Annotated in this window: 24 protein-coding genes; 14 read left to right on the top strand and 10 right to left on the bottom strand. The window is 46.9% G+C overall.

The window, feature by feature from the left end; translation table 11 throughout:
• Positions 1–17: 17 nt before the first annotated feature.
• Together A1sIIB60_RS06770 and A1sIIB60_RS06775 are read left to right on the top strand one after the other, a co-directional pair.
• Positions 18–1,292: a kynureninase gene (locus A1sIIB60_RS06770; RefSeq protein ID WP_095689547.1), complete on the top strand. Its 1,275-nt coding sequence runs from the start codon at positions 18–20 to the stop codon at positions 1,290–1,292.
• The gene (locus A1sIIB60_RS06775; RefSeq protein WP_095689548.1) at positions 1,289–2,101 is read left to right on the top strand and encodes a tryptophan 2,3-dioxygenase; all 813 of its coding nucleotides are present in this window, start codon (positions 1,289–1,291) and stop codon (positions 2,099–2,101) included. The genes A1sIIB60_RS06770 and A1sIIB60_RS06775 overlap by 4 nt, the downstream gene beginning before the upstream one ends.
• Before the next feature lie 7 nt (positions 2,102–2,108).
• On the opposite strand, the gene A1sIIB60_RS06780 is transcribed toward A1sIIB60_RS06775, so the two are convergent.
• Both A1sIIB60_RS06780 and A1sIIB60_RS06785 read right to left on the bottom strand, forming a co-directional pair.
• Positions 2,109–2,438, bottom strand: coding sequence for a PGPGW domain-containing protein (locus A1sIIB60_RS06780; RefSeq protein WP_095689549.1), 330 nt, complete (start codon positions 2,436–2,438; stop codon positions 2,109–2,111).
• The gene (locus tag A1sIIB60_RS06785; protein ID WP_095689550.1) at positions 2,435–3,850 is read right to left on the bottom strand and encodes a glycosyltransferase; all 1,416 of its coding nucleotides are present in this window, start codon (positions 3,848–3,850) and stop codon (positions 2,435–2,437) included. The genes A1sIIB60_RS06780 and A1sIIB60_RS06785 overlap by 4 nt, the downstream gene beginning before the upstream one ends.
• A gap of 172 nt (positions 3,851–4,022) precedes the next feature.
• On the opposite strand from A1sIIB60_RS06785, the gene A1sIIB60_RS06790 reads away from it, so the two are divergent.
• A complete protein-coding gene (locus A1sIIB60_RS06790) occupies positions 4,023–5,417 on the top strand; it encodes an aspartate aminotransferase family protein (RefSeq protein WP_095677891.1) in 1,395 nt (464 codons plus the stop codon).
• 11 nt (positions 5,418–5,428) lie between these two features.
• On the opposite strand, the gene A1sIIB60_RS06795 is transcribed toward A1sIIB60_RS06790, so the two are convergent.
• Positions 5,429–6,064 (bottom strand): nucleoside/nucleotide kinase family protein, encoded by a 636-nt coding sequence (locus tag A1sIIB60_RS06795; protein WP_095689551.1) that lies wholly within the window; start codon positions 6,062–6,064, stop codon positions 5,429–5,431.
• A gap of 51 nt (positions 6,065–6,115) precedes the next feature.
• Between A1sIIB60_RS06795 and A1sIIB60_RS06800 the strand changes: the two genes are divergently transcribed.
• Positions 6,116–6,505, top strand: a complete 390-nt coding sequence (locus A1sIIB60_RS06800) for an RbsD/FucU domain-containing protein (protein ID WP_095689552.1) — start codon at positions 6,116–6,118, stop codon at positions 6,503–6,505.
• Here the strand turns inward: A1sIIB60_RS06800 and rbsK are convergent.
• Genes rbsK through A1sIIB60_RS06815 form a run of 3 tightly spaced genes read right to left on the bottom strand, consistent with a single transcriptional unit; the run spans position 6,486 to position 9,377 of the window.
• Positions 6,486–7,406, bottom strand: a complete 921-nt coding sequence (gene rbsK / locus A1sIIB60_RS06805; protein ID WP_095689553.1) for a ribokinase — start codon at positions 7,404–7,406, stop codon at positions 6,486–6,488. The genes A1sIIB60_RS06800 and rbsK overlap by 20 nt on opposite strands.
• Before the next feature lie 2 nt (positions 7,407–7,408).
• Positions 7,409–8,545, bottom strand: a complete 1,137-nt coding sequence (locus A1sIIB60_RS06810) for a Gfo/Idh/MocA family protein (protein WP_095689554.1) — start codon at positions 8,543–8,545, stop codon at positions 7,409–7,411.
• Position 8,546: 1 nt separating this feature from the next.
• A complete protein-coding gene (locus A1sIIB60_RS06815) occupies positions 8,547–9,377 on the bottom strand; it encodes a class I fructose-bisphosphate aldolase (RefSeq protein ID WP_095689555.1) in 831 nt (276 codons plus the stop codon).
• 55 nt (positions 9,378–9,432) lie between these two features.
• Here A1sIIB60_RS06815 and A1sIIB60_RS06820 point away from each other — a divergent pair, with 55 nt between their 5' ends.
• Complete coding sequence (locus tag A1sIIB60_RS06820) at positions 9,433–10,467, top strand: phosphoheptose isomerase (protein ID WP_095677764.1); 1,035 nt, start codon at positions 9,433–9,435, stop codon at positions 10,465–10,467.
• 14 nt (positions 10,468–10,481) lie between these two features.
• Positions 10,482–11,795: an FGGY-family carbohydrate kinase gene (locus tag A1sIIB60_RS06825; protein WP_095689556.1), complete on the top strand. Its 1,314-nt coding sequence runs from the start codon at positions 10,482–10,484 to the stop codon at positions 11,793–11,795.
• On the opposite strand, the gene A1sIIB60_RS06830 is transcribed toward A1sIIB60_RS06825, so the two are convergent.
• The 3 genes from A1sIIB60_RS06830 to araB are packed head-to-tail and all read right to left on the bottom strand — an operon-like array spanning position 11,796 to position 14,964.
• Positions 11,796–12,563: an ROK family protein gene (locus tag A1sIIB60_RS06830; protein WP_095689557.1), complete on the bottom strand. Its 768-nt coding sequence runs from the start codon at positions 12,561–12,563 to the stop codon at positions 11,796–11,798.
• A gap of 53 nt (positions 12,564–12,616) precedes the next feature.
• Positions 12,617–13,279, bottom strand: coding sequence for an L-ribulose-5-phosphate 4-epimerase (locus tag A1sIIB60_RS06835; RefSeq protein WP_095689558.1), 663 nt, complete (start codon positions 13,277–13,279; stop codon positions 12,617–12,619).
• Positions 13,279–14,964, bottom strand: a complete 1,686-nt coding sequence (gene araB, locus A1sIIB60_RS06840; RefSeq protein ID WP_095689559.1) for a ribulokinase — start codon at positions 14,962–14,964, stop codon at positions 13,279–13,281. Before araB ends, A1sIIB60_RS06835 begins: the two co-directional genes overlap by 1 nt.
• Positions 14,965–15,053: 89 nt before the next feature.
• On the opposite strand from araB, the gene A1sIIB60_RS06845 reads away from it, so the two are divergent.
• The 8 genes from A1sIIB60_RS06845 (at position 15,054) to A1sIIB60_RS06880 (ending at position 23,942) form a co-directional block, all read left to right on the top strand.
• Positions 15,054–15,899, top strand: coding sequence for a phosphogluconate dehydrogenase C-terminal domain-containing protein (locus tag A1sIIB60_RS06845; protein ID WP_095671707.1), 846 nt, complete (start codon positions 15,054–15,056; stop codon positions 15,897–15,899).
• A 4-nt stretch (positions 15,900–15,903) separates the two neighbouring features.
• A complete protein-coding gene (locus A1sIIB60_RS06850) occupies positions 15,904–16,716 on the top strand; it encodes a sugar phosphate isomerase/epimerase family protein (RefSeq protein ID WP_095689560.1) in 813 nt (270 codons plus the stop codon).
• Between the two features lie 2 nt (positions 16,717–16,718).
• Positions 16,719–17,435, top strand: coding sequence for an SDR family NAD(P)-dependent oxidoreductase (locus A1sIIB60_RS06855; protein ID WP_095689561.1), 717 nt, complete (start codon positions 16,719–16,721; stop codon positions 17,433–17,435).
• Positions 17,432–19,213 carry a D-apionate lactonase family protein gene (locus A1sIIB60_RS06860; RefSeq protein WP_095689562.1) on the top strand — a complete coding sequence of 594 codons (1,782 nt, stop codon included), beginning with the start codon at positions 17,432–17,434 and terminating at the stop codon, positions 19,211–19,213. The genes A1sIIB60_RS06855 and A1sIIB60_RS06860 overlap by 4 nt, the downstream gene beginning before the upstream one ends.
• A gap of 137 nt (positions 19,214–19,350) precedes the next feature.
• Positions 19,351–20,418, top strand: a complete 1,068-nt coding sequence (locus A1sIIB60_RS06865; protein ID WP_095671711.1) for a substrate-binding domain-containing protein — start codon at positions 19,351–19,353, stop codon at positions 20,416–20,418.
• 235 nt (positions 20,419–20,653) lie between these two features.
• Positions 20,654–21,625, top strand: coding sequence for an ABC transporter permease (locus A1sIIB60_RS06870; protein ID WP_095677771.1), 972 nt, complete (start codon positions 20,654–20,656; stop codon positions 21,623–21,625).
• Positions 21,622–22,416 carry an ATP-binding cassette domain-containing protein gene (locus tag A1sIIB60_RS06875; protein ID WP_095677772.1) on the top strand — a complete coding sequence of 265 codons (795 nt, stop codon included), beginning with the start codon at positions 21,622–21,624 and terminating at the stop codon, positions 22,414–22,416. Before A1sIIB60_RS06870 ends, A1sIIB60_RS06875 begins: the two co-directional genes overlap by 4 nt.
• Positions 22,417–22,448: 32 nt before the next feature.
• A complete protein-coding gene (locus tag A1sIIB60_RS06880; protein WP_095689563.1) occupies positions 22,449–23,942 on the top strand; it encodes an FAD-dependent oxidoreductase in 1,494 nt (497 codons plus the stop codon).
• Here the strand turns inward: A1sIIB60_RS06880 and aroE are convergent.
• Positions 23,939–24,802, bottom strand: a complete 864-nt coding sequence (aroE, locus tag A1sIIB60_RS06885; protein WP_223298684.1) for a shikimate dehydrogenase — start codon at positions 24,800–24,802, stop codon at positions 23,939–23,941. The genes A1sIIB60_RS06880 and aroE overlap by 4 nt on opposite strands.
• Between the last annotated feature and the right edge of the window lie 33 nt (positions 24,803–24,835).

Genomic DNA, 24,835 nt, shown 5'->3' on the forward strand with positions numbered 1-24,835 from the left:
GAGCGTACCTTTCAACTATGAAAGCCACGGACCGACAATTTGCCATCGATCTTGATGAACGCGATCCATTAGCGCGCTTCCGTTCGCAATTTGTGATCAGCGATCCAAATATCTGTTATCTGGATGGCAATTCGCTAGGTCGTTTGCCTCTTTCAACGATCGAGGCAGTCAACTCCTTTATGCGAGATGAATGGGGTCCCGAAGTAGTTACCGGTTGGGGACACTGGGTTGATGAAGCGCAACCAACTGGCGATCTAATTGGTCGGTCGACTCTTGGAGCTGCGGCCGGACAAGTCTTGGCTTGCGATACAACATCCGTCAATTTCTATCAGTTAGCACTGGCTGCAATTAACGCCCGCCCAGGACGCAAAACAATAATTACCGATGCTGCAAATTTTCCGACAGATCGCTACATACTTGAAGGAATTGCAAAACAGTTAGGGCTTAAATTAATAATTATTGATAACGAAACGCCAGGCAAAGCAGAGAACGAGCGAATAACTCCTGAAATCTTGGAACCTTACTTAAGTGACGATGTAGCACTAGTTACCCTCGAAGTTATTCAGTATCGCTCAGGTGCGCGCAATGACATCAAGCCCTTAACTGACTTAGTCCGCAAATACGGGGCGCTCATGCTCTGGGATGCCAGTCATGCAGTTGGTGCGATTGAGATGGACTTTGATAAGAATGGCGTTGATATCGCGGTCGGTTGTACATATAAATATGGAAATTCAGGACCTGGTTCCCCCGCTTGGTTATATGTAAATAAGAAGGTGCAGGCCGAACTTCAGGTTCCAATTCAAGGTTGGTTCTCTCAAGGTGATCAATTTGCAATGGGTCCAGTATTTGAAAAGGCGGAAGGGATTCGTGGTTTCCAAATTGCTAGCCCTTCACTCATTGGGCTTCGCTGTATAAAGAGCGCGTTTACGATGATCGAAGAAGCAGGTATCGGCGCTATCTCTGAAAAAGCAGCGATCGGAACCGAGATGATGATTCAGCTTTACGATGCGTGGCTGGCAGAACTTGGATTCACTTTACTTACTTCACGAAATCCCCAAGAACGTGGTGGGCACATTTCACTTGGCCATCCAGATGCTGCGCGTATTTGTGTTGCGCTACGCGAGTTCGCAGATGTAATCCCTGACTACCGCACTCCAGATTCAATACGTCTAGCGATAGCGCCACTGCCAACTTCTTATGTTGAAGTTTGGGATGGTTTTGCGCGCATTAGAGATCTAGTTTCATCACGGCAATACGAAAAGATTGAAAAAACAGATTCGCGTGTGACATGAGCGATCAAGATTTCGATTCTGCACTTACCTACACTTCGTATCTGGCAGTCGATGAACTTTTAAAGTTACAAAAGCCACTATCTAAAAGTACAGATTCAGAAGGTCCCGAGCATGATGAAATGTTATTCATCATCATCCATCAAAGTTACGAACTCTGGTTTAAACAGTTAATTCATGAATTTGAGGCGGCTGCAAAATCTCTTGAAGCCGGAGATACCCACCGCTCTCTTGCAATTCTAGGGCGTATTCGCACGATCTTAAAAGTCTGCGTAACACAGGTGGATATTTTAGAAACTATGACTCCCCTTCAGTTCAACGCTTTCCGCGGTTATCTTTCATCATCAAGTGGTTTTCAATCTGCACAATTTAGAAAAGTTGAGGCGCTCTTAGGTCGCAGAGATTCCAAGATGGCTTCGCACCTTCCTATCGATGTTCAGGAAGAAATCCGCGAAATCACTTCACGAAATTCGATCTGGGATTCAACTCTCGCCTACCTTGCAAAGCGCGGACATAAGATTCCTAGCGATGTCTTGGAACGCGATAAAAGCACTCATTACCAATCCGATCCACGAGTACTCGAGGCGCTCCTTGAAGTACACCGTAGCGATCCTGAATCTGCAATGGTTTGTGAGCGATTAGTAGATATCGATGAGGGCTTACAAGAATGGCGCTATCGCCACGTGAAAATGGTGGAGCGAACTATTGGCCATAAAGTGGGCACGGGTGGTTCAGATGGCGTTAAATACTTAGCAAGTACTTTATTTAATCCGGTCTTTAAAGATCTCTGGGAGATCCGATCTCAATTTTAATAAGTAGTTAAATTCTTCCCGTTGAGACAAGGAAGATAATCACAATTATAGAAATAACAGCGCCAACAGCGATCAGCGCTAATTGAGCCCACTTTGGTATGCCGGCTTTATCTGCAGCTTTTTGGGCGTAAGTTCTTGTGTGAACCATTACTCGCGCCGCCCATGCAAATTCTGTCGCCAAGATTCCTAGTCCAGCTAAAACGATCAGAATTCCAGGTCCTGGACCAACTAGAGCAATTGCGCCAGCAACAGTTATAGCACCGCCAATCATACCAATAATTATTCGCCAAACTAAGCGACCGATTACTGTTTTCTTAAACCAAGTTCTGATTCTCATTTTTTTCTTATTCCCTCAGTTAGTTCTCCGTAAGCGGCATCTGCAATTTCTCTACGTCGCATTTTATAACTTTCAGATGCGCCAGTTATTAAATGTTCAAAACGTCTATTACCTTTTATTAGCGGGTGAAGGCTTTTTGCAGTGTTCTCTTCTCCCCAAATTGGAGGTTCTTCGCGAGTAGTTTCAACGTTCGCATGCGGGCGTAGTTTGCGATAAACAAGTGCGAGTCTGCGCAAACCAAGATATGCAACATGGCGCAGACCGCGATTTAAATGTTCTTGGATATTTAAGCGGATAAAGGTGGCTCGAGAAGGACGCACTGGCTCTTTTGCCGTAGCTAGCTCGTAGAGAATCTTTGCAATCTCGGCACCACCAGTTGTTTCGGGAAGCTCTGCACATTTAGCGCTTAACGCAGCCCTTACTTGTGGGTTCTGTAGTTCGCGCACCTTCGCAGAAATATCTGCTAAATCTGCTTGATCGGCGCGAAGTGCAAAGCCAAAGTCATGGCACCACTTGGCGCGGGCATCTTGATCATCGGTCCCGCGAATATTTGAGACAAAGACTGTTGGCACCAACGCCGGCAAGAGTTCATGAACTCCGTTGTAGCCAGTCGCACAAACGCTGGCATCAAATGCGTGAAGAACTTTGGCTAGCGGGAAGTAGCGAACCACCCGGATATCTAGCCCTTCTGGAGCCAGAGATTTTCCATCTTTATCTAAAGGTTGCTTGGTAAGGATTACTTGCAGATCTTTCCAACCTAAGAGCCCTGAAAGCGCTGCGGTCATCTTCTCGTTGACATCGCTATCGCCAGTTCCGAGCTGAACCAATACAGCAGGGCGGTTTAAATCTAACCCCAGAATCTGGCGGGCCTCATCGCGGCTAAATGCAGTGCTCTTATCAAAGAGTGAAACCGGCGAAGTTAGCGTTGCATCTTTGCGAGTTGCAGTTGGCCCAAAATCATATGCGCGCGCAATATCTCCTGGTTCAACGATGTGATCCATCATCTTTGATTGCAAACCTAAGACAAATCTCTGCGGTTTCTTCTGCCAGAGACCGCGACGTACCCATACTAAAGAAAGTTTTGGATGGCTAAATTTTGCAGCAATAACACCTGGGTACGGAACTACTCCATCAAAAGATAGAACTCGTGCACCAGTTTCATCAACTAACGCTAGTAAACGATCACGCAAGTAAATATCCCAGTTATCGCGCGTCATCCACATTCGATCTTTACCAGGAATGTATTCGCAACGTATTCCCATAAAGTCCGGAACTTCTGCTATTCCGCCAGCCATAGAAACAATAATTGGATTTGCAATCTCTTTTAGAGAATATGCAATTGCAGATGCACGAGCTAAATGGCCCATTCCTACGCCATTGCTTGTTGCAAGAATTATTGTTGGTTTTTCCATAACGCCCTAAAGTTTATGAGAAACGCCCGAACTTCTCGCATAAAATGGCCTAGGGGTTGCAACTTTTTTTGACTTCAGAGATACTTAACCCACATTCGAAAGAATGAAAGGATCGGGAGAGTACTTCTCAAACGAGTTTCTAAATCAGAAACCTTTGCCGTACAGCTTTAAAATGATTACACAATCGCATCATGCGGAAAGTTTTAGATTAGTACCAGCAACATCAACGCCTGTCTCGCCTGAAAAAGTAGCCTCTTTACTTGCCTCAGAGTGGGAGTTATTTACTAAGAACACTAAGGGATCGCTCGCTGAGAGCGCACGCTCCATGAAATCCCTTCCTTTAGGCGTTACCTCAAGTTTCCAACACTGGGATCCATATCCAATTTCAATTGTCTCTGCGCAAGGCGCATGGATGACCGATGTTGATGGTCGTCAGCTGCTCGATCTTTCAATGGGCTTCGGAGCAATGCTCGCTGGCCACTTAAACCCAGTCGTCGTTGAAGAAGTTAAGGCATCGCTCGATACCGGGATGCTCTTTGTCACCCCTTCACCTATCTCAACCGATGCTGCTGAACGTATCTGCCGTCGCTTCGGTATTGATCAGGTTCGCTTTACTAACTCTGGCACCGAATCAACTATGTATGCCGTTCGCGTGGCTCGGTCTGCAACTGGTAAGCGCGATATCGTAAAAGTTGAGGGCGGTTATCACGGAAGTTACGACCCATTTGTAGTTTCAGCAAAACCAAAACTTGATGCTGCTGGCGATGCTGATTTCCCAACCGCTGTGGTTGATGAGAATTTAGTTGCCGGAAATGTTCACGTTGTTCCTTATAACAATCCTGAATCGCTAGAACAAATTTTCGCTAAGCACGCATCTACCATCGCTTGCTTCATCGTTGAACCAGTTCTCGAAAATATCGGAATTGTTCTTCCAGATGCCGGTTACCTAGAACGTGTTCGCGAACTCTGCGATCAATACGGAATTGTCTTAATCTTTGATGAGGTAAAGACTGGTTTAACTGCTGGCCATCAAGGTGCAGCGCAACGTCTTGGCGTTAAGCCAGATTTGATTACTCTTGCAAAATCAATTGGTGGCGGATTAACTCTCGCTGCATTTGGTGGCAAGCAGAAATATATGGATTTCGTTGTAAATGGAAAGATGGCTCACTTCGGAACATTTAACGGCAACCCGCTTGCCATGGCCGGAATTCGCGCTGTCGATAAAATTTGTACCGCCGAAACTTTGGCTGCTGCTGAAGCGCTTAATCAACAAGCGCTAGAGCGCATCTCAGAGATTATCGAGGAGTATCAACTACCTGCACACACCGTTGGATTCGGTGTTAAGGGCTGTATTACTTGGTCGACAACTCCAGTGCGCAACTACCGCGATTACAAAGCAACCGACTTTGGCGTAGCCGAACTCTCTTGGCTCTGGTCACTTAACCGCGGAATCATTACGCCTCCGGGACTTGATGAGCAATGGTTGATCAGTTTGGCTCACGGACAGAAAGAGATCGACATCTTGGTCGAAGATTTCCGTTCACTTGCCGCAGCGCTTCGTAGCTAATTACTTTTTAGCTAATCGATCCGAACTACGAAATCTGCTCGCGCACGCCCGCGTTCGATTAATTGGGCATTTGCTTCATCAGTTCCCTTTGCCCACGCTTTGGCAGCTTCTGGTTCTTTTCCGTAAGCGATATGGCGCGAGATTAAGCGAGCAATTCTCTTATCGTCATCTACATCAACCATCCAACTCTCATCCAATAAGTCTTTTACCGCTTCCCAACCGCCAGCATCGTGTAATAAGTAATTACCTTCAATAATTACAACCTTGGTATCTGATGTAACTACGCCCTGAGCCGCGATTGATTCTTCAATAGCACGATCAAATATTGGATAGTAAATACTCTGTGTTTGCTCAGATCTAATTCGCTTTACAAGGGATGCAAAACCTGCAACATCAAAGGTATCTGGAGCGCCTTTTCGATCAGCGCGCTTTAGATCCTTTAAAACCTTATTGCTTAAGTGATAACCATCCATCGGGACAACAGTTACAAACTCTTTGGGAAGTTTGCTCATTAAGAACTTTGAGAGCGTGGATTTTCCGGCGCCAGGTTTGCCAATTATTCCGATAAGCACGCGCTCAGTTGAGTCAGAGAGAAAGCCTTGAATCCTTGCTAGAGCCACCTGTTGGTTTGCTAATTGTTCGGGCACTTTTCAAGTTTAGCGCTTGAACTTAACGCAATACTAGGGAATCATAATTTCATGATAAAAAACGGAATCATCAACGGAGATCTCGCCTCACTTCTAGCCAGATTTCGCCATGTAAACACCATTGCGATTGTTGATGGCCCATTTCCGACTTATCCGAACGTTGAAACCATCGACCTCGCACTAGTCATGGGAACTCCAACGGTTTCACAGGTACTCGACGCGATTTTGCCGCACCTAGATTTAACTGGAATGTACTTAGCTGCAGAGTTTGAGGCGAAGGTAGATGCAGCGAAAGTTGCTGAATACAAAACTCATCATCGCGGATTAGCAACTACGGTAATTCCTCACGAAGAATTTAAAGTAAAAGTTGGCCAAGCGCTAGGAATTATTCATACCGGCGATGCTGTTCCGTACAGCAGCGTTATTTTACGATCAGGCTGAAATCAATCTCTTCAATTTTTGGATAAGAAGACTGCGCTCCCTTTCGGGTAACGCTCTTGGTTGCACAATCGATTCCAAATTGAACTGCTGATTCTTCGCTTGCACCCGATGCTAACGCAGCGGCAAATGCGCCAATAAAGCAATCGCCTGCACCAGTTGTATCCGTCGCCGTTACTTTCTTAGCTGCGAATCGCTTAACAGAACCGTCTGCAGTTACTAGCGCTGCCCCATCGCTTCCCAAAGTTACGATCGTGCGGCCAGTTTTGCGAAGCGATGCAATAACTGCATCTGAATCCGGTGCACGATGGGTCTTATCGAGTTCAGCAAATTCAATCTCGTTAGGTATTAACCAATCTGTTAACTCGAGCAGGTCATCTGTAAGTGGTTGATAAGGCGCAGGATTAAGGATTGTTGTGATCCCAAGTTCCTGAGCGGTACGAAAAGCAGCCAACGTTACTTCTTGGGGAATTTCACATTGCGCAATTAATACGCTGACTTCCTTTAACTTGGAGACTTCATCAATTGCGTTCTGTGGCGTCAGCGCAAAATTTGCACCTGGAACAATTGAAATTCGATTCTGGCCTTGGCCATCTACCCAAATATGTGCAACGCCTGTGTGTGTTGGTAATTGCAGAACGGAAGTTGTATCAATTCCACAATTCTTAAAGTTAGCCAAGCTTTCGCTACCAAATCCATCGTTTCCGACGCCGGTGATCATTGCGACTTTAGCGCCAGTACGGGCTGCCATTACCGCTTGATTGGCGCCTTTTCCACCGAATCCAGTTGTAAAACTTTCTCCAAAGCGGGTTTCACCGGCGGCCGGAAGAATGTCTGCATAGACAGTTAAATCCATCATGGTGCTGCCGATTACAGCGATCTTGGTTTTGGAAAAGTCTTGCATCTTTACAACGCAACTTCCGTACGAGTTTCATGTGATTTCATCGCTGCTGCAAATGTGCGATGCGAATCAACAACTTCAGAAACGGAGGCGCAAGCAAATTTATCGCCAAGTTTCCCTTCGCGTTCTGCGAAGTATGCAGCCCACATCTGCAATAGCGCATCAGGAAAACCAAACTCAAAGATATGTCCGGTGATTACTGGCCAATTTGAAACGTGGCCTGGTTGGATCTCTGACCAGACTTGTTCTCCGTTACGCAGCGCAAAGGTGTGATAAACCGCAGGGTTCTTTGTACTAAAGCGAACTCCCCCGGTCATTCCAATTGCGCTAAAGAAGAAGGTGTTGCTTTCGCCGGGTGCGATTCGCTTCATCTCCCAGAACATTGGAAATTCACGATCGTTGTCGGGGTTGGCAGCGCGCATCGCTAAAACTGCATTATCAAAAGTATCGCAAGGCACTTGCTCGCCTGCAGCGCTTTCACGATGCGTAACGATGTCATCAAGAATTGCAAAAACCTTAGTTGGTTTATATCCCAAGCGAAGTGGAATATGCGCTGCATGCATTCCAAGATCACCAAGTACGCCGATATCCCCGCAGAATTTACGTTGGCGTTTCCAGTTAATTTTCTTCTTGCGATCTATATCTGATGAATGAAGCAACCCTGAACGAACTTCAACTATTTCTCCTAGATTGCCGCTGCGAGCTTCGCGAATAGCAGCCTGTGCGCCCGGAAAGAATGGCAGTTCGCTAGATACGCGTACGAAATTTTTCTTACCGACTAGCGCTGCCTCAATCTTTTCTGCAGCTGCTAGATCGATTCCGAATGGTTTTTCACCTAGAAAATCTTTACCAGCGTTTATAGCGGCGATATAGATTTCTTCATGCAGGTTATGCGGAACGGCGATGTAAACCACATCAACGTTAGGGCTAGCCAATAACTCTTTGTAATCACTGTATGACTCAGAAACTCCCGCGTTGGTAAAGAATTCGCGCACTGCATCGGAAGTATCTGCGATCGCGGTAATTACTGGGCGAACTGGATGATCTAGGAGCGCATCCCAGCGCCCAACTAGAGCAAGTAGTTCACGGCCCATTAGGCCACCGCCGATAATTCCGACCTTTACCGTCTTCTGTGTAGACATATCAAGCAGAGACAATCTTTAGCGCATCCTGTGCGGATGTGCCTTTATGTAACATCGCCATCAACGCTTGAGTCATCTTCGCTGGTTTTGGATGGGCGATGATATTTCGACCATAAACAATTCCGGCTGCGCCTTGCTTTAGAACTTCGGCGGTGCGATTTAGCAGGTCCTCATCAGAGACACGTCCACCACCACGAACTAGAACTGGTACTGAACCCGCAGTTTGAATGACGTGGTGATAATCAGCTGCGATATCTGTTGGATCTGCCTTAATTACATCCGCGCCTAATTCAATTGCCTGTCGCACAAGTGGGACAACTTTTTCAAGCTCACCATCTGATGTGTATCCGCCGGTTGTTGCATCCTTCATAACTAGAGGCTCAACCATTAGCGGCATTCCGTAATGCTCGCATTGCGCCTTAAGAGTCATGATGTTGCGAATACAAGAATCGCGAAGTTCGGGGCGGCCCGGAAGATCAAGTAAGTTCACAACCACAATCGCGGCATCAAGACGAACTGCCTGCAGCACCGCATCTTCAAGCAAAATACTAAAGAGATGATCCGGAATTACCTTGCCATAAACGTTTGCGACATCCGTGCGCAACACCAGCGCCGGTTTATTTGGTTTCGGATTGTTTTGTAGGTGCTTGGCTTGCCCTAGGGTCAATTGAATTGCATCAGGTGCAGCATCGATCAAGGTATTAACTGCAGCGCCCATATCTTCAATGCCTGCAAGGAATGTTCCTTCACCAAAGAAGCCATGGTCAACTGCGATATCGAAGCAGCGGCCATTGTTAAATAAGCGCTTTAGGCGAATTGATACATCAGACATTAAGTGGCTCCATTTTCGCTGGTAATTTCATTAACTCTGCAAGTAGTCTAGAACCATGTCACAGAGTTCAACCACCCCTTCCAAGCTACCTTCTAATCAATTTGATCACTTTTATCGCGGTGGCAATCGAATCGGCGCCTTACGTCACGGCCCCGGAGGACCAATGCGTCCTGAAGAGTGGATCGGTTCGATCACAACTCGTTTTGGTGAAGCAGAGCAAGGGCTTTCACGTTTAAGTGATGGCACTTTGCTACGCGATGCAATCAAGAACGATTCTGATGGTTGGTTGGGTGCAGATCACGTAAAGAACTTTGGCTTAAGTACAGAAATTTTAATCAAGTTGCTAGATCCAGATCAGCGCCTTCCAGTTCATTACCATCCAAATAAAGCCTTTGCGAAAACTCATCTCGGTTTAGATCATGGAAAAACGGAAGCGTGGATTATCTTGGAAGCGCCCGCTGGTTCTGGAGTTGGACTCGGATTCGCACAGAAACAGAATAAAGAAGATCTACTTAAATTGGTTCGCGCGCAAGATTCTGCGGCTCTTCTTGCATCACTTCGTCGCACCGAAGTTCAAGTTGGCGATGCGGTTTTAGTTCCAGCAGGAGTTGCACATGCAATTGATGCTGGAATATTTGTTTTGGAACTACAAGAGCCAACTGATTTATCAGCGCTTCTTGAATGGGAAGGCTTTGCAGTGGATGGAATCAAAGATGGCCATCTCGGTTTAGGTTTTGAAACCGTTACCGACGCGCTGCTACTTGATCCTTTAACTGATTCTGAATTTGATTCACTAATTACTCATAACGTCTTTTCGGGTGGGGCGCTTCGTTCGGTTCTGCCTCTGAAATCAGATGGGTACTTCCGAGCGCATTTAGCGCCTGGTTCTGGTGATTTCCAAGCTGGCTTTGCCGTCGCACTTGTCTTAGATGGATCAGGATCAATTTCCTTCGCTAACGCACCAGAAATGGGGATAACTAAAGGCGATGCCATTGTGATTCCACATAGCGCTGGTGCGTTTGCTTTCAGTGGAGCGAACGCGATTGTCTGTCGCCCACCACTTGCAGAACTGGCGCGAGTTGCGCCGTAAGCGTCACGATTAAAATGTCTCAACAAATTTTGATCGGTGTCGATATCGGCACATCTCGAATCAAGGCAGTTGCAACAGATATTGATTTAAAGGTAATCGCTGAGTACGCCGAGCCAACTCCTTGGCGCCATGAGAAAAACAATAGCGATATAGATATGTTGCTCTTGGCTAAGACGGTCACCGCAGTTGCAGCGAAAGCGGCAGAACTTGCTGGTGGGAAAGTCGCAGCAATTGGTTTCACCGGCTTTAGCGAAACCGGAGTTTTGATTGATGGTGCTGGTAAGCCACTGGCACCTGGTTTAGCGTGGCACGATCCGCGTGGCTTAACTGAACCAATCATCAAAGAGCTTGGCGATTACGAATTTAGAGCGCGCGCTGGTGCACTGCTAAATGAAATTGCATCGATTTCAAAAACGCTCTGGTTAAATCAGGAATACCCTGAAACGCGCAAAGCCAAACACTTTCTCTCAGCGCCAGAATGGGTTGCTTACTGCCTTGGCGCAGATTTGGTAAATGAACTTTCACTAGTAAGCAGAACCGGTTTCTACGATGTCGAAGCGCGTGCACCTTGGCGTGAAGCAATGGCGTTAGTTGGCGGAGGAGAAGATTTCTTAGCTCGTTTAGTTGTGGCAGGCGAACCAATTGGAGTTGTTAATAACGATGCCCCAGAAGTTTTGCGTGGTGCAGTCATCACTATTGCTGGACATGATCATTTCACTGCTGCGTATTACTGCGGTGCGATAAATGAAGGATCGCTCTTTGATTCGATGGGGACCGCTGAGGCTTTACTACGCACATTTAAGAAGCCGTTATCTCGAGATGCCATCGCTGAATTAGCGGCAGCCAACGTTGGATTAAGCGCTTCGGTAATTGCAGATCACTTCACTTTGCTTGGCGCACTGCCAACTGGCCTAACACTTGAAAGAGTTTGTTCGCTCGTTGGCGTTTCAACGCGAGATGAGAAGATTGCACTTGGTGAAGCAGCGTTAAAGACAGATCCAAAAGCTAGTGCGCTACGGGTTAACAATGATTATCACGGTCTCTCTGTCACAAACCTTGATGATGCCGTCTCGCCTGCCGCGCTCTTTCGAGCAACTGCTGAACATCTCGTTGATGAGTCGGCGAAGATGGTCTCGCTGATTGAAAAGTTCACCGGACCTGCGACAGAGGTAGTTATCGCCGGTGGTTGGGTAAAAAATCCAATGATTGCAAGTGCGAAGAAGAAACAATTTGGAAGTTACAAAGTCTCTGATGCCACCGAGGCTGGTGCAACAGGCGCCGCTGAGTTCGCGGGAATTGCTGCAGGAATACTTAATTTAAGAAGTTAGCTATTTATATTGTTCAAGAGTCCAGGCGCGAACACCGCCGGCTACTCCTGCTGCATTTGGAACGATAACAACTTCATCGCCCATACGATCTAGATCTGCTTGGCGAATACAGCGCGCATTTCCGCCGCCGATATAAAGGCGATCCCACATAAATACTGGGCGAAGTTCATCAACCATGGCGCGAATACGGCGTGACCAGAATGCATTTCCGAGGCGACGACGTTCGTGTTCGCCGATCCATGTGTCATAAGTAGTTGCGCGACGAACTGGCGCATGTGAAAACTCAATGTGTGGTGAGAGTGATCCACCGTAGAAGATTGCAAAGCCAAGTCCAGTTCCGAGCGTGATCACAACTTCATAACCAGAGCCCGAGATAATTCCGGCGCCATGAACTTCAGCATCATTTAAAACGCGAGTTGGCATCTCTAACTTTTTAGTTAGTGCGTTTTGCATATCAAATCCGCTCCACAGTTCTTGGAGTTCTGGATCGATCTTTGTGCGTGGACCAGATTTAGTCATGTAATGCGGTGTCGAGATAACAACGCCATGACGGATCATTCCGGGCATACCAACGGTTGCACGGTATGCCGATGGAAGTGAATCGGCGATTCCCTTAATGGTTTCGATAAAGCGATCTGGTGAAAGCGGGTAAGGAGTTTCAATTCGACTTGGCTTTGAGTGCATTGTGCCTGACTCATCGAGTACGCAACTCTTTAGAAAGAGTCCACCGCAGTCGACGGATAGCGTTAAGCGCTCATCGTTGGCCATTGGAAAATTCTCCCACAACCCTTGCTACAACTGAAATTCTTATTTGGCTACGCTTATTTCCCGCGTTGGCCGTAGATATTTTGATAGCGGTCAAACAACTTATCGACGCTCTCTTGATCAATTAACTGCAAGGTCCCGAGTGATTTCGCAATCCAAGTTGTCTTTGCTACATCTTCACACATCACTGCAGATTTAACAGCTGCTGTTGCATCTTTACCGATTGAAAAGACGCCATGGTTCTTCATTATTACTGCTGAAGAACGGTGTCCTGTAAGGGTTTCAACAACACCTTTGCCAATTGCATCGTTGCCGATGAGTGCAAATGGACCGAGAGGGATTTCGCCACCAAATTCGTCAGCCATTGCAGTTAAGGCACATGGAATTGCGCTGTGTACCGCGCTCCATGCAGCAGCGTAATTCGAGTGAGTGTGCACAACTCCGCCCACATCTTTCATGTGGCGATAGATATAGGCGTGGGTGTGGGTATCACTCGAAGGTGATAGTTCGCCTTCTAAAACATTTCCGTCGAGATCACAAATAATCATCTGTGACGGTTTCAGATCTTCGTAACTAACTCCGCTTGGTTTAATCATGAAGCGTTTGCCATCTGACATGCGCTCTGAGACGTTGCCGGCGGTCCAGGCAACTAATCCGTAACGTTGTAGATCAATATTTAACTTGCAGACTTTCTCGCGCAACTCTTTCTTGGAACTCATTACTTTCCTTCCGTAGATGTGAGCGCACGATCTCGGATCGCACGAAGTGAATGCATCGCACCGTTGTGGCCGAAGCTTTCATAAAGATCGTTGTAGTGCTTGTAAAGATCGTTGTAGACCTTAGCGTTTGCCGGGTTTGGCTGATAACGCTCATCTGCCACTCCGCCCATCGCAGCAGCGGCAGTTTGTACATCTTTATATGCACCCGCGGCAACAGCTGCGTGAATTGCCGAACCAAGCGCTGGACCTTGGGCAGATTTAATAATTGTTATTGGCATATTCAATACATCGGCATAGATCTGCATAACGAAACTATTTTTAATGAGCCCGCCAGCGGCGATAAATTCTTTAACGGGTACGCCTGATTCATTAAAGGTCTGCACGATTTTGCGCGCACCATATGCCGTTGATTCAACGATTGCGCGATAGATCTCTTCCGGCTTGGTTGAAAGAGTTAAACCCATAATCAAGCCAGAAAGTTGATGATCAACCAGAGTTGAGCGGTTGCCGCTCTGCCAATCCAAGGCAACTAGGCCATGTGCGCCAACTGGTTGCGCACTTGCTAGTTGAGATAGATAGGTATGTATATCAACGCCTTTTGCTGCTGCAGCTGCGGTGTATTCAGCCGGCGCATAGTTATTGGCAAACCATCCGAAGATATCGCCGACTCCTGATTGGCCAGCTTCGTAACCAAGTGCGCCATCGATAATTCCGCCATCGACTACGCCGCACATGCCTGGAACTTCTGCGAATTCTTCAGAGACCATTACATGGCAGGTTGAAGTTCCCATGATCGCAACCATCTGTCCTGGGTTAACCGCATTTGCCGCGGCAGAAGTTACATGAGCATCCACGTTACCAACTGCAACTGCAATTCCTTCAGGAAGGCCAGTCCATTTCGCTGCTTCAGCGGTTAACGTTCCAGCACATGCACCTAGCGCACCAAGTTCATGCTCTAATTTTTCTGCAATAAATTTTTCAAACTTTGGATTGAGCGCCGCTAGATATTCTTTTGTTGGGTACTTTCCATCTTGATAAATACCTTTATATCCCGCAGTGCAGATATTGCGCACATACTTGCCGCAGAGTTGCCAGATAATCCAATCGGCAGCTTCTACCCATTTATCCATCGCTTGATAAATTTCAGGCGCTTCTTCTAAAACTTGGAGCGCTTTAGCAAACTCCCATTCCGAAGAAATCTTTCCACCATAGCGAGAGATCCAAGGCTCTTTGCGCGCATGGGCAAGTTCATTTATGCGATCGGCATGTGACTGCGCAGAATGGTGTTTCCATAATTTAACGAAGGCATGTGGGTTATTAGAAAATTCTGGAAGTTCGCAGAGCGGGGTTCCATCGCTCTTAACGGGAAGAACTGTGCACGCTGTGAAATCTGTGGTTATCCCAATGACCGATTTAGGATCGATTCCTGATTCCTTAAGAACTGCCGGCACGGTAACTTTCAAAACATCTACGTAATCAGAGGGAACTTGTAGCGCCCAATCAGGTGGCAACTTTGCACCGGATGTTGGGAGTTTCTCCTCTATTACAGCGTGTGGGTATTCATAAACCGCTGTTGCAATTTCGGCGCCATCAGAGACGCGAACTAATAGCGCGCGCCCAGAAAGCGTTCCGTAATCAACGCCAATGACATATTTATTACTTAAATCGCTAGTTAAATCTGGCACTCGCAGAGCCTACCGCAGGGGTTATGGCTACTGCTAGAGTTGAAAAAGTTAATTAATAAAATACATAAAAAAATATATGAGGAGTTTTCATGACTGTCATTACGATTTTAGGCGCCGGCGGCAAAATGGGTAATCGTGTTACCCAGCCACTTCTTGATACAAAGAAGTACGAGCTTCGCTTTGTAGAAAAATCTGAGGCTGGGCAAGCGCGAATCCGCGAAGCCGGAAATACAGTTATGGAATTAGATGACGCCCTTAAGGGAACAGATGTAGTTATCTTTACAACCCCTGATGCGTTAGTGCGCCAAATTTCTGATGAAGTTGTTCCAAAATTAGATCCTGGTACAAAGATTCTCTTCCTTGACCCAGCAGCAATCGCGGCAGATCGCGTCAAGCATCGCGCAGATATCAGTTGCTTTGTCTGCCATCCAACTCATCCACCGGTATTTAGTTTGCTTGGTGAGACAGATCCTGCAGCGCGTCGCGATTATTGGGGTGGCGGCCTTGCAACTCAAGCTCTGGTATTTGCAATTGCCTGGGGAACTGAAGAAGAAGCAGATCTCGTCGAAACAATTGCAACTGAAATGTTTGCGCCAATTAGCGCAAGCCACCGTATTACCGTTCAGCAGATGGCACTTCTTGAGCCGGCTCTTAGCGAGACTCTAATTAACGGTTGCGTCGAAGTAATTACTCAAGGTTTGCAGAAGGTTATCGATCTTGGAGTTCCTGAGGCTGCTGCCAAAGATTTCTGCATGGGCCATTTGCAGATCAGCATCGCGCTCTTGTTTGAAGAGTTGAATTGGAAGCTATCTGATGGCGCACTTATGGCGCTCAAGAACGCTCAAGGTTCACTCTTTCGCGATGATTGGGATGCCATCTTTAAGCCCGAAAATGTGCTCGCTAGCGTTAAGCAGATAACTGGCGGAGATAAGTAATTAAATGAAGCTCGGAGTCTCCAGTTTCACCTTTCCCTGGGCGATCGGCGGGATTGAGCCTGAGCATCCAGTTGTGATGAGCGCCTTTGAACTATTGGAGCGCGCCCACGATTTAAAAGCTGATGTGCTGCAGATCGCCGATAACTTGCCGATTGGCGAGCTTGCAGAAGCCGAACTTCTTAAGTTAAAGGCACAAGCCGATAGTTATGCAATCGCTCTAGAAGTTGGAACTCGCGGAAATAAGAGCGAGAACATTGAGAATTTTCTACGCATCGCCCAATTACTGAGTTCACCGATTCTGCGAGTTGTCATTGATAGCAAAGGCCACGAACCCGCAATCCCCGAAATAGTTCAACTACTTAAACCTTTCGAAGCTAAATTTAAGCAAGCGCAGATCAAGCTAGCGATCGAAAACCACGATCGCTTAACCTGCGCAGAATTTAACGAGATTATTGATCAAGTTGGCTCTGATTGGGTCGGAATTTGTCTTGACACTGTTAACTCACTTGGCGCAGTTGAAGCTCCCAATACAGTTATTCCTGCACTGGCTCCGCGGGCGATCAACGTGCATATGAAAGATTTTGAAATTGTTCGAACCAACGGGCAGATGGGATTTACCGTTCGAGGAACAGCGCTCGGCGAAGGCCGGTTAGATATTGCTGAGGTCATCGCCGCTGTAGGTGGAACAAAGCGCGAGATCACCGCAGTTATCGAACTTTGGACTCCACGCCAGGATAGTTATGAAGCAACCGTTGCTTTAGAGAACGATTGGGCAAAGATCAGCGTTACTAATTTACGGAAATCGATAGGATCTTAACTATGGAGTTAACGGGCTATAACGTTGTCGTAACCGGCGGAAGCGGCGGTATTGGTTCCGCTTTGATTACTGGCCTTATCCAATCTGGCGCCAGCGTTCATAACCTTGATCTGCAAAGTCCGGCCCCCTCAGATGCAAAATTTTATAAGACTGATTTAACTGACGAAAATTCTGTAAAGGCATCTCTCTCTTCTATTAAACCAATTGATGCGCTAATTGTTTGTGCAGGTGTGCAGTTGGTGGGTGCAGATTCCAAGATTGCTGATGTTGCGCTAGATACTTGGCAGAAAACTATTGATATCAATATGACTGGTGCTTTTTTATCGGTTAAGCACGCAATGCCTGGGTTGATTCAATCTGGCAGAGGTTCAGTTATTTTGATCGGTTCTCCAACAGGTATGACGATGGAAGGCGCGGGCTACACAGCATATGGCGCATCTAAAGCCGGAATGATGGGGCTTTCGCGCATCATCGCCGTTGATTATAAAGAGCAAGGTGTTCGTTCCAATGTGGTTGTTCCCGGAACTATGTCGACACCTTTGATTCAGAAGATTTGGGATGACCCAGAGAAAGGCCCTGATTTAATTCGCCGAACTCCGCTTGGGCGAATGGGTAAGCCAAGTGATCTGGTTGGTTTAGTTAATTGGTTGGTCTCTGATCAATCTTCCTTTGCAACAGGTGCAATGTACGCAGTCGATGGCGGAATGACTGCGCGATGAGTAAGAATTTCTGGCCGGATACCCAACGGGTTGAGCACGCCGGATTTACAGTTGATCTCGCACGCGCTGCTATCAGAAACGTTACTTACCAAGGCGCGCAAATAATTGATCTGCTCTACACCGCAATTCGTCCTTGGGATTGGTCAACTCTTGATCCAGATGAACATAGCGAAGTTGTTGAAATATCAGGTGAAAATTGTCTTATAACAATTACTGATTTATTTGTAGGTTCGATGCAGGGGAAGACGGTTCTAACTCTGCAACCTAATGGGAAATTTTCAGTTGATTACCAGCTTACCGGTTTGGGGAAATTTGAAATCCAACGGTGGGGTGTTTGTTTCTGTCTACATACTGGCGACTGGATGGGTTCAACAGTTAGCGCCAGCGGCAATACCTATTCATTGCTTAAAGAGATATCACCGCAGCGCGTTATCGATGGTGTGACGCAAGGGTTATTTCCGGCTAGTAACGATATGTACTTCGTTGCCCCGGATAAGAGATCTTTAAAAGTCCTATCAACTGGCAAGGTTTTAGAAGCGGAAGATCAACGCAACTGGACCGATAACACCTACAAAATTTATAGCGGTTCGTTAGCCGAACCCCGTCCTTTTGTAATTGAAAAAGGAGCACAGTGGGAACAACGAGTCGAATTTGAAGTCACGCCGCCTGCAACTTCGATCCCTGATGGATCAAAGATCATTGCCAAAGAGATTGCTGCTCTGCCACGCATTGGAGTTCAATTTAATGGTGAGCCATTACTGCCGAGCGATGACCTCGAAAAGGCGCTATTTATTCTCGATATCGACCACATCCGCGTCAATGAAGAGTGGCTAACCGCCCAAAAGATTGCCACCGTAAGCAAGAGTGGACTCACTCTCGAAGCAGCGCTGTTGTCATCAAATGACGGTGGCGAACTAGCTAGGGAGGTCGAACATTTAAGCGCACGAGTCCCCGCAGGTTCACGTTTATTGATTCATCGCCAAGGTCGTCAAATTGTTCAAGAATCAGATCTGCCAAAGAATGAAACGTTAAATTCTTATATTCCAGGAAGCGATGCTTACTTAGTTGATCTACATCGCGAGAAATTTGAGTTCGGAGACGCAGTCTCGTATTCAATGGTTCCGACAGTTCATTCATCGGATCCGGAGACCATCTTTAAAACTCTCTACACCCAGAAAGAGTCGATTGAGTTTGCTCAAAAGTTTGTAGCGCCACAAGTAAGTGTTTCTCCAATTACCTTTTCTACTCGCGGAAATCCTGAGACCGGACATCTCCGTGAGAACCGAATTAACTTTGCCCAACCAGGGATGGCAGAACAGATCAAAGGGTTATCTGCCGCCGCTTGGACTTTAGGTTCTGTATTTGCACTTGCGAGCGCAGGTGCATATTCGGGAACATGGCACGAACTATTTGGCGAACACGGCCTTATTTACAATGAAGGTTCGGCAATTAAGTTCTCACCAACTTTCCACGCACTCTCAGCGCTAGGTGCGCATCACGCACATGAAATTACAATTGCAACTTCGCTAGATGGTTCATGGGTGGCTTTCGAAGACCGTGAATCACGAAAGATGGTTGTGGCTTCACAGCGACCATGGGTTGTTGAAATTACCCCCAAGGTTTTGGCTGGGTATAAATCGATTCAGAGCCTGCACGCCGATGAATGCGAAAAGGCGAGCCAGATCATGGATTGGTGGTCATATGCTGAGATAAATCCACTTCTCGGCGATATTCCGCTATCGATCACCCCTTTTGAGATCCTTCTCCTGCGTGGCTAATCCGGTTTTATAACGCCCTTTTCTGCCTCTCGTAACGGTTCGGTAACGATCCAATTTTCATCAAAAAACCCTTTTATTGAGCGGGGTGGCTATGTACTATCGGTATCGCTTGACCCCACCTATAGGAGGAAATACATATGGCAAAGCTTTTCTCACGCCGCACTGCAGCAGTTGTTGCTGTAGCCGCAGCGTCAATGCTTGTGCTTTCTGCATGTTCAAATAGCGACAGCGGAAGCGGAGACACTGTAAAGGTCTCACTAATTACAAAAGATCAGTCAAACCCATTCTTCGTTGCGATGATCAAGGGTGCAACTGAGAAGGCTGAAACTCTCGGCGTAGAACTAACTGTTACATCTGGTGTAGATGAGTCAGATTACGCAGGACAGATCACAGCGATTGAAAACGCAATCTCTGCAAAGCACGCTGGTATCTTGATCGTTCCAGTATCAACAGAAGTTAACGCAGCGATCACAAAGGCACGCGAAGCGGGCCTTTACATCATCGCTCTTGACACAGCACCAGATCCTGCTGACATCGTAGATATCACTTTCGCAACAGATAACCGCGAAGCTGGTCTTCTAATCGGTCAGTGGACAGCTGCAAAGCTTGCTGGCAAGAAGGCAACAATTGCACTTCTAGACATCTTCGATGACCGCATTGTGTCTGTTGACTACATGCGCGATAACGGATTCCTTGCAGGTATGGGAATTGATGTTAAGGATCCAAACAAGATGGGTGACGAAGCCAAGACTGGCAAGTACTCAGGCGGCGACTATGAGATCGTTGGAAACGTAGCAACAGGTGCTAACGAAGACGGCGGCCGTACAGGTATGGAACAACTTCTTGCTAAGAACAAGAAGATCAACGTTGTTTACACAATCAACGAGCCAACAGCAATCGGTGCATGTGCTGCAGCAGCTGCTGCTGGTATCAAGCTCGATGTAATGGTTTCTGTTGACGGTGGCGGCGCTGGTATCAACGCTGTTAAGTCAGGTTGCATCAACGCAACTTCACAGCAGTACCCATTGTTGATGGCTGACCTTGGCGTCCAAGCTATCTACGACATCGTGAAGAACGGTACAAAGCCAACTACTTCAGAAGGCCTTGACTTCTTCAACACCGGCGTTAAGTTGATTACTGATGACCCACAAGAGGGTGTCCCATCAGAGACAACTGAATACGGTCTAGCAAACGCTTGGGGTTAATCCCAGTTCTTTAGTGAATAACTAAAGAAGAGTGTTTAAAGAGGGCGGCTGCTTCGGCAGTCGCCCTCTTTAACACAATCTTGAAAGTGAATATATAAAGAAATAGATTTGAATAAGTTTCAGCAAAGTAAGTTAGAGTTCAAATAAAGTTTCGAAAGGACCAAAAGTGAGTCAAGAGACGACAAACTACGATGCGGCGTCCGAATTCCAGGACCGTGCAACGTTTAGTCAGAAAATGCAGGCGGTGCTCCATAAGTATCCGTGGCTTAGCTCCACAATGGTGCTTGTTGTAGCATCAATTACCTTTAGTTTTTTCAATGAAAACTTCTTAACACCGTCTAACTTCTCACTCATCTTGCAGCAAGTAGCGATCGTTGGCGCTGTTGCAACTGGTCAGACTTTAATTATTCTTACCGCGGGCATCGATCTTTCATGTGGTGCGATCGCGATCTTCTCTTCAATGGCGATGGCTAAACTTGTACAAGGAACTCCTGCAGTTGAAGGCGATGGCCTTTCAATCTGGATCGCGTTCCCAGCAGGTCTACTCGTAGGTGCATTTGCCGGAGCAATTAATGGCTTCCTAGTTACCAAGGTTAAGTTGCCACCATTTATCGTTACCTTGGGAACTTTCAATATCTTCCTTGCATTCACACTCACCTTCACAAAGGGAACTGTTCCTGCAAATGAAATGCCGCCGTTCCTACTAACCCTTGGAAACTATGTAAATCTCGGACCTTTCCGAGTTACTACTGGTGTTCTCTTCATGATCGCTATGTATATCGTCTTAGCTTTTGCTCTGCGTTACACATCATGGGGCCGTCACGTATACGCAGTTGGTGATGACATTGATGCAGCTCGCTTGGCTGGTATCTCAGTTAACCGCGTTCTCATGAGCGTGTATGTAGTCGCTGGAGTCACTTTTGCACTTGCCGCCTGGATTGTTATCGGCCGCGTAACTGTTGCTAGCCCGAATACGGGTGGAGATCTAAACCTCGATGCGATCACTGCGGTGGTTATCGGCGGTACTTCTCTATTCGGCGGCCGCGGCACAATCTTCGGATCCCTAATCGGAGCGGTAATCGTGGGTGTTTTCCGTAACGGCCTAACACTTGCTGGCGTGGATCTGTACTTCCAGCTGATGGCAATCGGAATCCTGATTATCTTCGCTGTCTCTGTCGACCAATGGATCAGAAAGGCACGCAAATGAGTAAGTCACCAATTCTTCAAGCAGTTGGAGTTACCAAGGCTTATGGTCGCGTTATCGCACTTGATGGCGCCGATCTAGAACTATTTCCTGGTGAAGTTCTCGCAGTAGTAGGCGATAACGGTGCTGGTAAATCAACTCTGATCAAATGTCTTTCAGGCGCTGAAGTACCTGACCACGGTCAGATAATTCTCGAAGGTCAAGAAATGTCATTTAAGCGACCACAAGATGGGCGCCATGCCGGAATCGAAACTGTGTATCAGACACTTGCTGTTGCACCAGCTCTCGATATCGCATCCAACCTCTTCCTTGGCCGCGAAATGCGCAAGGCAGGTCCGTTGGGATCTGTTCTTCGTATGATCGATAGCTCTGGAATGCGCAAGGCAGCGAAAGAACATATCTCTGCTCTTGGTATCGGAACAATTCAGAATATTTCACAAGCCGTTGAAACTCTTTCAGGTGGTCAGCGTCAGGCTGTTGCAGTTGCTCGCGCCGCTGCATTCGGTCAGAAGTTGATTATCCTCGATGAACCAACAGCTGCACTCGGAGTTCGTGAATCACGTCAGGTTCTAAAACTTATTGAGTCACTACGTGAACGCGGTATGCCAGTTATCTTGATTTCACACAACATGCCACAGGTATTTGAAGTAGCAGATCGCATCCAGGTTCAACGCCTCGGAAAGCGCGCTGCTGTTGTTACTCCAAAGTCCCACACCATGAACGATGTCGTTGCAATCATGACTGGTGCAATGACAGTAGATAAGAAAGACCAAGCGCTTTCTTCAGTACGTTAATTGCAAATAAATAACTAAAAGAGATTAAAACAATGGCCACTCCGGTTCGTATTGAATCGGATGTGGTCATTGTTGGTTCTGGGATAGGTGGCGCTACAACCGCCTACGCATTGGCGCAAAAGGGCGTTAAAACGCTTGTTTTAGAGCGTGGCGAACGAATGCCGCGTGAGCCTGAAAACTGGTCGCCATCTGAAATATTTATGAAGACTCGCTACAAGCCAAATGAAAAATGGGTTGATGAAAAGGGAAATGAGTTTGTTCCTGGTGTTCATTACTTCGTTGGTGGAAATAGCAAGGTTTACGGTGCATCTCTGCCACGCTTTAGCCGTTATGACTTTGGCGTAATCAAACATCAAGAAGGTATTTCACCTGCTTGGCCATTTACCTACGATGACCTCGAGCCTTTCTATTACAAAGCCGAAGAGTTGTACCGCGTTCACGGCGATGCGCAGAATATTTATGGCAACAACCGCACGACTCCATTTCCATATCCTGCGATGAAGCACGAGCCATACGTTGAAGAACTAGGCAAACGTTTAACCAAGGCAGGCGTACACCCGCATTCAAATTCAATGGGAATTGATCTAGGTCCAGGAGGAAAATGTATTCGCTGCAAAACTTGTGATGGCTTTGTTTGTAAGTTAGATGCCAAGAGCGATGCTGAAGTAAATGCACTTAATCCGGCGATTGCAACAGGCCATGTAACTCTCATGACTTCAGTGCAGGTTAATCGCATTGTGCTTAGCGCTGATGGAAAATCAGTCAGCCATCTAGAAGCAACTAAAGGCGATGAAGCGCTAGAGATTTACGGAAAAAACTTTGTAATCGCAGCTGGATCGGTAAACACCGCAGCCTTACTGCTTCGCTCTGGTGTTGCTAACTCTTCAGATCAAGTGGGCCGTAACTTTATGATGCATAACAACAGCCATATCGCAGCCGTGGATATGCGCCGCAAGAACGATGTCACATTCCAGAAGACCCTTTCCTTCACCGATTGGTATCTCGATGGTGGAAAGGGTTATCCACTTGGCGCCGTGCAGTTAATTGGCAAGGTGCAAGGAATCATGATGAAATCTTTTGCTAAGCGTGTTCCACTGCCGCTACTTAATCTGGTCTCTGATCACAGCGTGGAATTCGTGGTCATGTCTGAGGACCTGCCACACCCAGATAACCGCGTAACCATTGATGAAAATGGGGCGATCAAGATCGCTCGCAAATCAGTTGGTATGAAGACCCACTTTGAACTTCTGCGCCGGGCTAAGAAAGTACTTCGTAAAACGGGTTATCAGGCAATCTTTAGACAACCTTTTGATATTTCCATGAACTCACATCAATGTGGAACAACCGTTGCTGGCAACGATCCACGTACCAGCGTTGTCGATGGTTACTGTCGCAGCCATGATCACCATAATCTTTATCTAATTGATGGTGGATTCTTCCCGTCATCTGCAGCAATGAACCCAGCGCTGACAATTGCCGCACAGGCGCTGCGCGTTGTCGAGCATTCAGATCTCGCTAAAGTTTAAGCAAGACCTAAGACGCGCAATAGTTCATCATTTAAATCCTTGGCATCAACATCTACGCCAGTCCAATACTTAATTCCGATCACCGCTTGATTTACAACCATACCTAAACCTTGCAGAGTTGTTGCTCCGCGCTTACCCGCTTCATCTAAGAAGTAAGTCTGAGGTGGATTAACAATTACATCGGCAGCCAACATTCCTGGGCGGATCGAATCGAAATCGATATCCTGCTTGCCTTCGGTATTAACCATGCCCATTGAGGTCGAGTTGATTACAACTTCGGCATCGGCCGGAATTGAATAACTCTTATTCCATTCTACAAATTCTGCAGTGGCAGAAGTCTTATCGTTGAGCAGCGCAGTTAGCTCTTCACCGCGAGCGCGTGAACGGTTTACAACATAGAACTTAGTCGCACCAGCGAGCGCGAGTTCTACGGCAATTGCACGCGCAGCACCACCTGCACCGAGCAGAACAATTGTTTTACCTGTTGCCGGTGTAATTTCTAGAAATGATTTTAAAAATCCTTTGCCATCGGTATTTTCACCGATTAACTTGCCGTCGCGATTGACCGCACAGTTAACGGCGCCGATTAGAGCAGCTGACTCCCCTAGGCCATCTAAATACTTAATTACTTCGACCTTGTGAGGGATAGAGCAGTTAAAACCCTTCCAATTCATCGCTCTGGCGCCTTTTACAGCCGCTTCCAATTGGTCTGGGTTAACTTCACAGTTAACGTAGCGATAGTGCAGGTTATTGGCCTTGTAAGAGGCTTCCACCATGGCAACTGTTGGGTTGGAGTCCGAACCCTGTGAAAAGCTTCCAGTTAATTCATGTCGGAAAGATCCGCCGATATCCATGGTCATGTTCAGACCTTACCTTGCAAGTTATGATCAGCC

The organism is Candidatus Planktophila lacus, assembly GCF_002288385.1.
Taxonomy (GTDB): domain Bacteria; phylum Actinomycetota; class Actinomycetes; order Nanopelagicales; family Nanopelagicaceae; genus Planktophila; species Planktophila lacus_D.

Bases quoted from the DNA above. Each gene is read 5' to 3' on its own strand.
- A1sIIB60_RS06800 (WP_095689552.1), top strand. From the start codon at position 6,116: ATGATAAAAAACGGAATCATCAACGGAGATCTCGCCTCACTTCTAGCC.
- A1sIIB60_RS06865 (WP_095671711.1), top strand. From the start codon at position 19,351: ATGGCAAAGCTTTTCTCACGCCGCACTGCAGCAGTTGTTGCTGTAGCC.
- aroE (WP_223298684.1), bottom strand. From the start codon at position 24,802: ATGACCATGGATATCGGCGGATCTTTCCGACATGAATTAACTGGAAGC.
- rbsK (WP_095689553.1), bottom strand. From the start codon at position 7,406: ATGCAAGACTTTTCCAAAACCAAGATCGCTGTAATCGGCAGCACCATG.
- A1sIIB60_RS06870 (WP_095677771.1), top strand. From the start codon at position 20,654: ATGCAGGCGGTGCTCCATAAGTATCCGTGGCTTAGCTCCACAATGGTG.
- A1sIIB60_RS06790 (WP_095677891.1), top strand. From the start codon at position 4,023: ATGATTACACAATCGCATCATGCGGAAAGTTTTAGATTAGTACCAGCA.
- A1sIIB60_RS06830 (WP_095689557.1), bottom strand. From the start codon at position 12,563: ATGGCCAACGATGAGCGCTTAACGCTATCCGTCGACTGCGGTGGACTC.
- A1sIIB60_RS06850 (WP_095689560.1), top strand. From the start codon at position 15,904: ATGAAGCTCGGAGTCTCCAGTTTCACCTTTCCCTGGGCGATCGGCGGG.
- A1sIIB60_RS06810 (WP_095689554.1), bottom strand. From the start codon at position 8,545: ATGTCTACACAGAAGACGGTAAAGGTCGGAATTATCGGCGGTGGCCTA.
- A1sIIB60_RS06875 (WP_095677772.1), top strand. From the start codon at position 21,622: ATGAGTAAGTCACCAATTCTTCAAGCAGTTGGAGTTACCAAGGCTTAT.
- A1sIIB60_RS06845 (WP_095671707.1), top strand. From the start codon at position 15,054: ATGACTGTCATTACGATTTTAGGCGCCGGCGGCAAAATGGGTAATCGT.
- A1sIIB60_RS06785 (WP_095689550.1), bottom strand. From the start codon at position 3,850: ATGGAAAAACCAACAATAATTCTTGCAACAAGCAATGGCGTAGGAATG.
- A1sIIB60_RS06820 (WP_095677764.1), top strand. From the start codon at position 9,433: ATGTCACAGAGTTCAACCACCCCTTCCAAGCTACCTTCTAATCAATTT.
- A1sIIB60_RS06815 (WP_095689555.1), bottom strand. From the start codon at position 9,377: ATGTCTGATGTATCAATTCGCCTAAAGCGCTTATTTAACAATGGCCGC.
- A1sIIB60_RS06855 (WP_095689561.1), top strand. From the start codon at position 16,719: ATGGAGTTAACGGGCTATAACGTTGTCGTAACCGGCGGAAGCGGCGGT.
- A1sIIB60_RS06835 (WP_095689558.1), bottom strand. From the start codon at position 13,279: ATGAGTTCCAAGAAAGAGTTGCGCGAGAAAGTCTGCAAGTTAAATATT.
- A1sIIB60_RS06780 (WP_095689549.1), bottom strand. From the start codon at position 2,438: ATGAGAATCAGAACTTGGTTTAAGAAAACAGTAATCGGTCGCTTAGTT.
- A1sIIB60_RS06860 (WP_095689562.1), top strand. From the start codon at position 17,432: ATGAGTAAGAATTTCTGGCCGGATACCCAACGGGTTGAGCACGCCGGA.
- A1sIIB60_RS06880 (WP_095689563.1), top strand. From the start codon at position 22,449: ATGGCCACTCCGGTTCGTATTGAATCGGATGTGGTCATTGTTGGTTCT.
- A1sIIB60_RS06770 (WP_095689547.1), top strand. From the start codon at position 18: ATGAAAGCCACGGACCGACAATTTGCCATCGATCTTGATGAACGCGAT.
- A1sIIB60_RS06775 (WP_095689548.1), top strand. From the start codon at position 1,289: ATGAGCGATCAAGATTTCGATTCTGCACTTACCTACACTTCGTATCTG.
- A1sIIB60_RS06825 (WP_095689556.1), top strand. From the start codon at position 10,482: ATGTCTCAACAAATTTTGATCGGTGTCGATATCGGCACATCTCGAATC.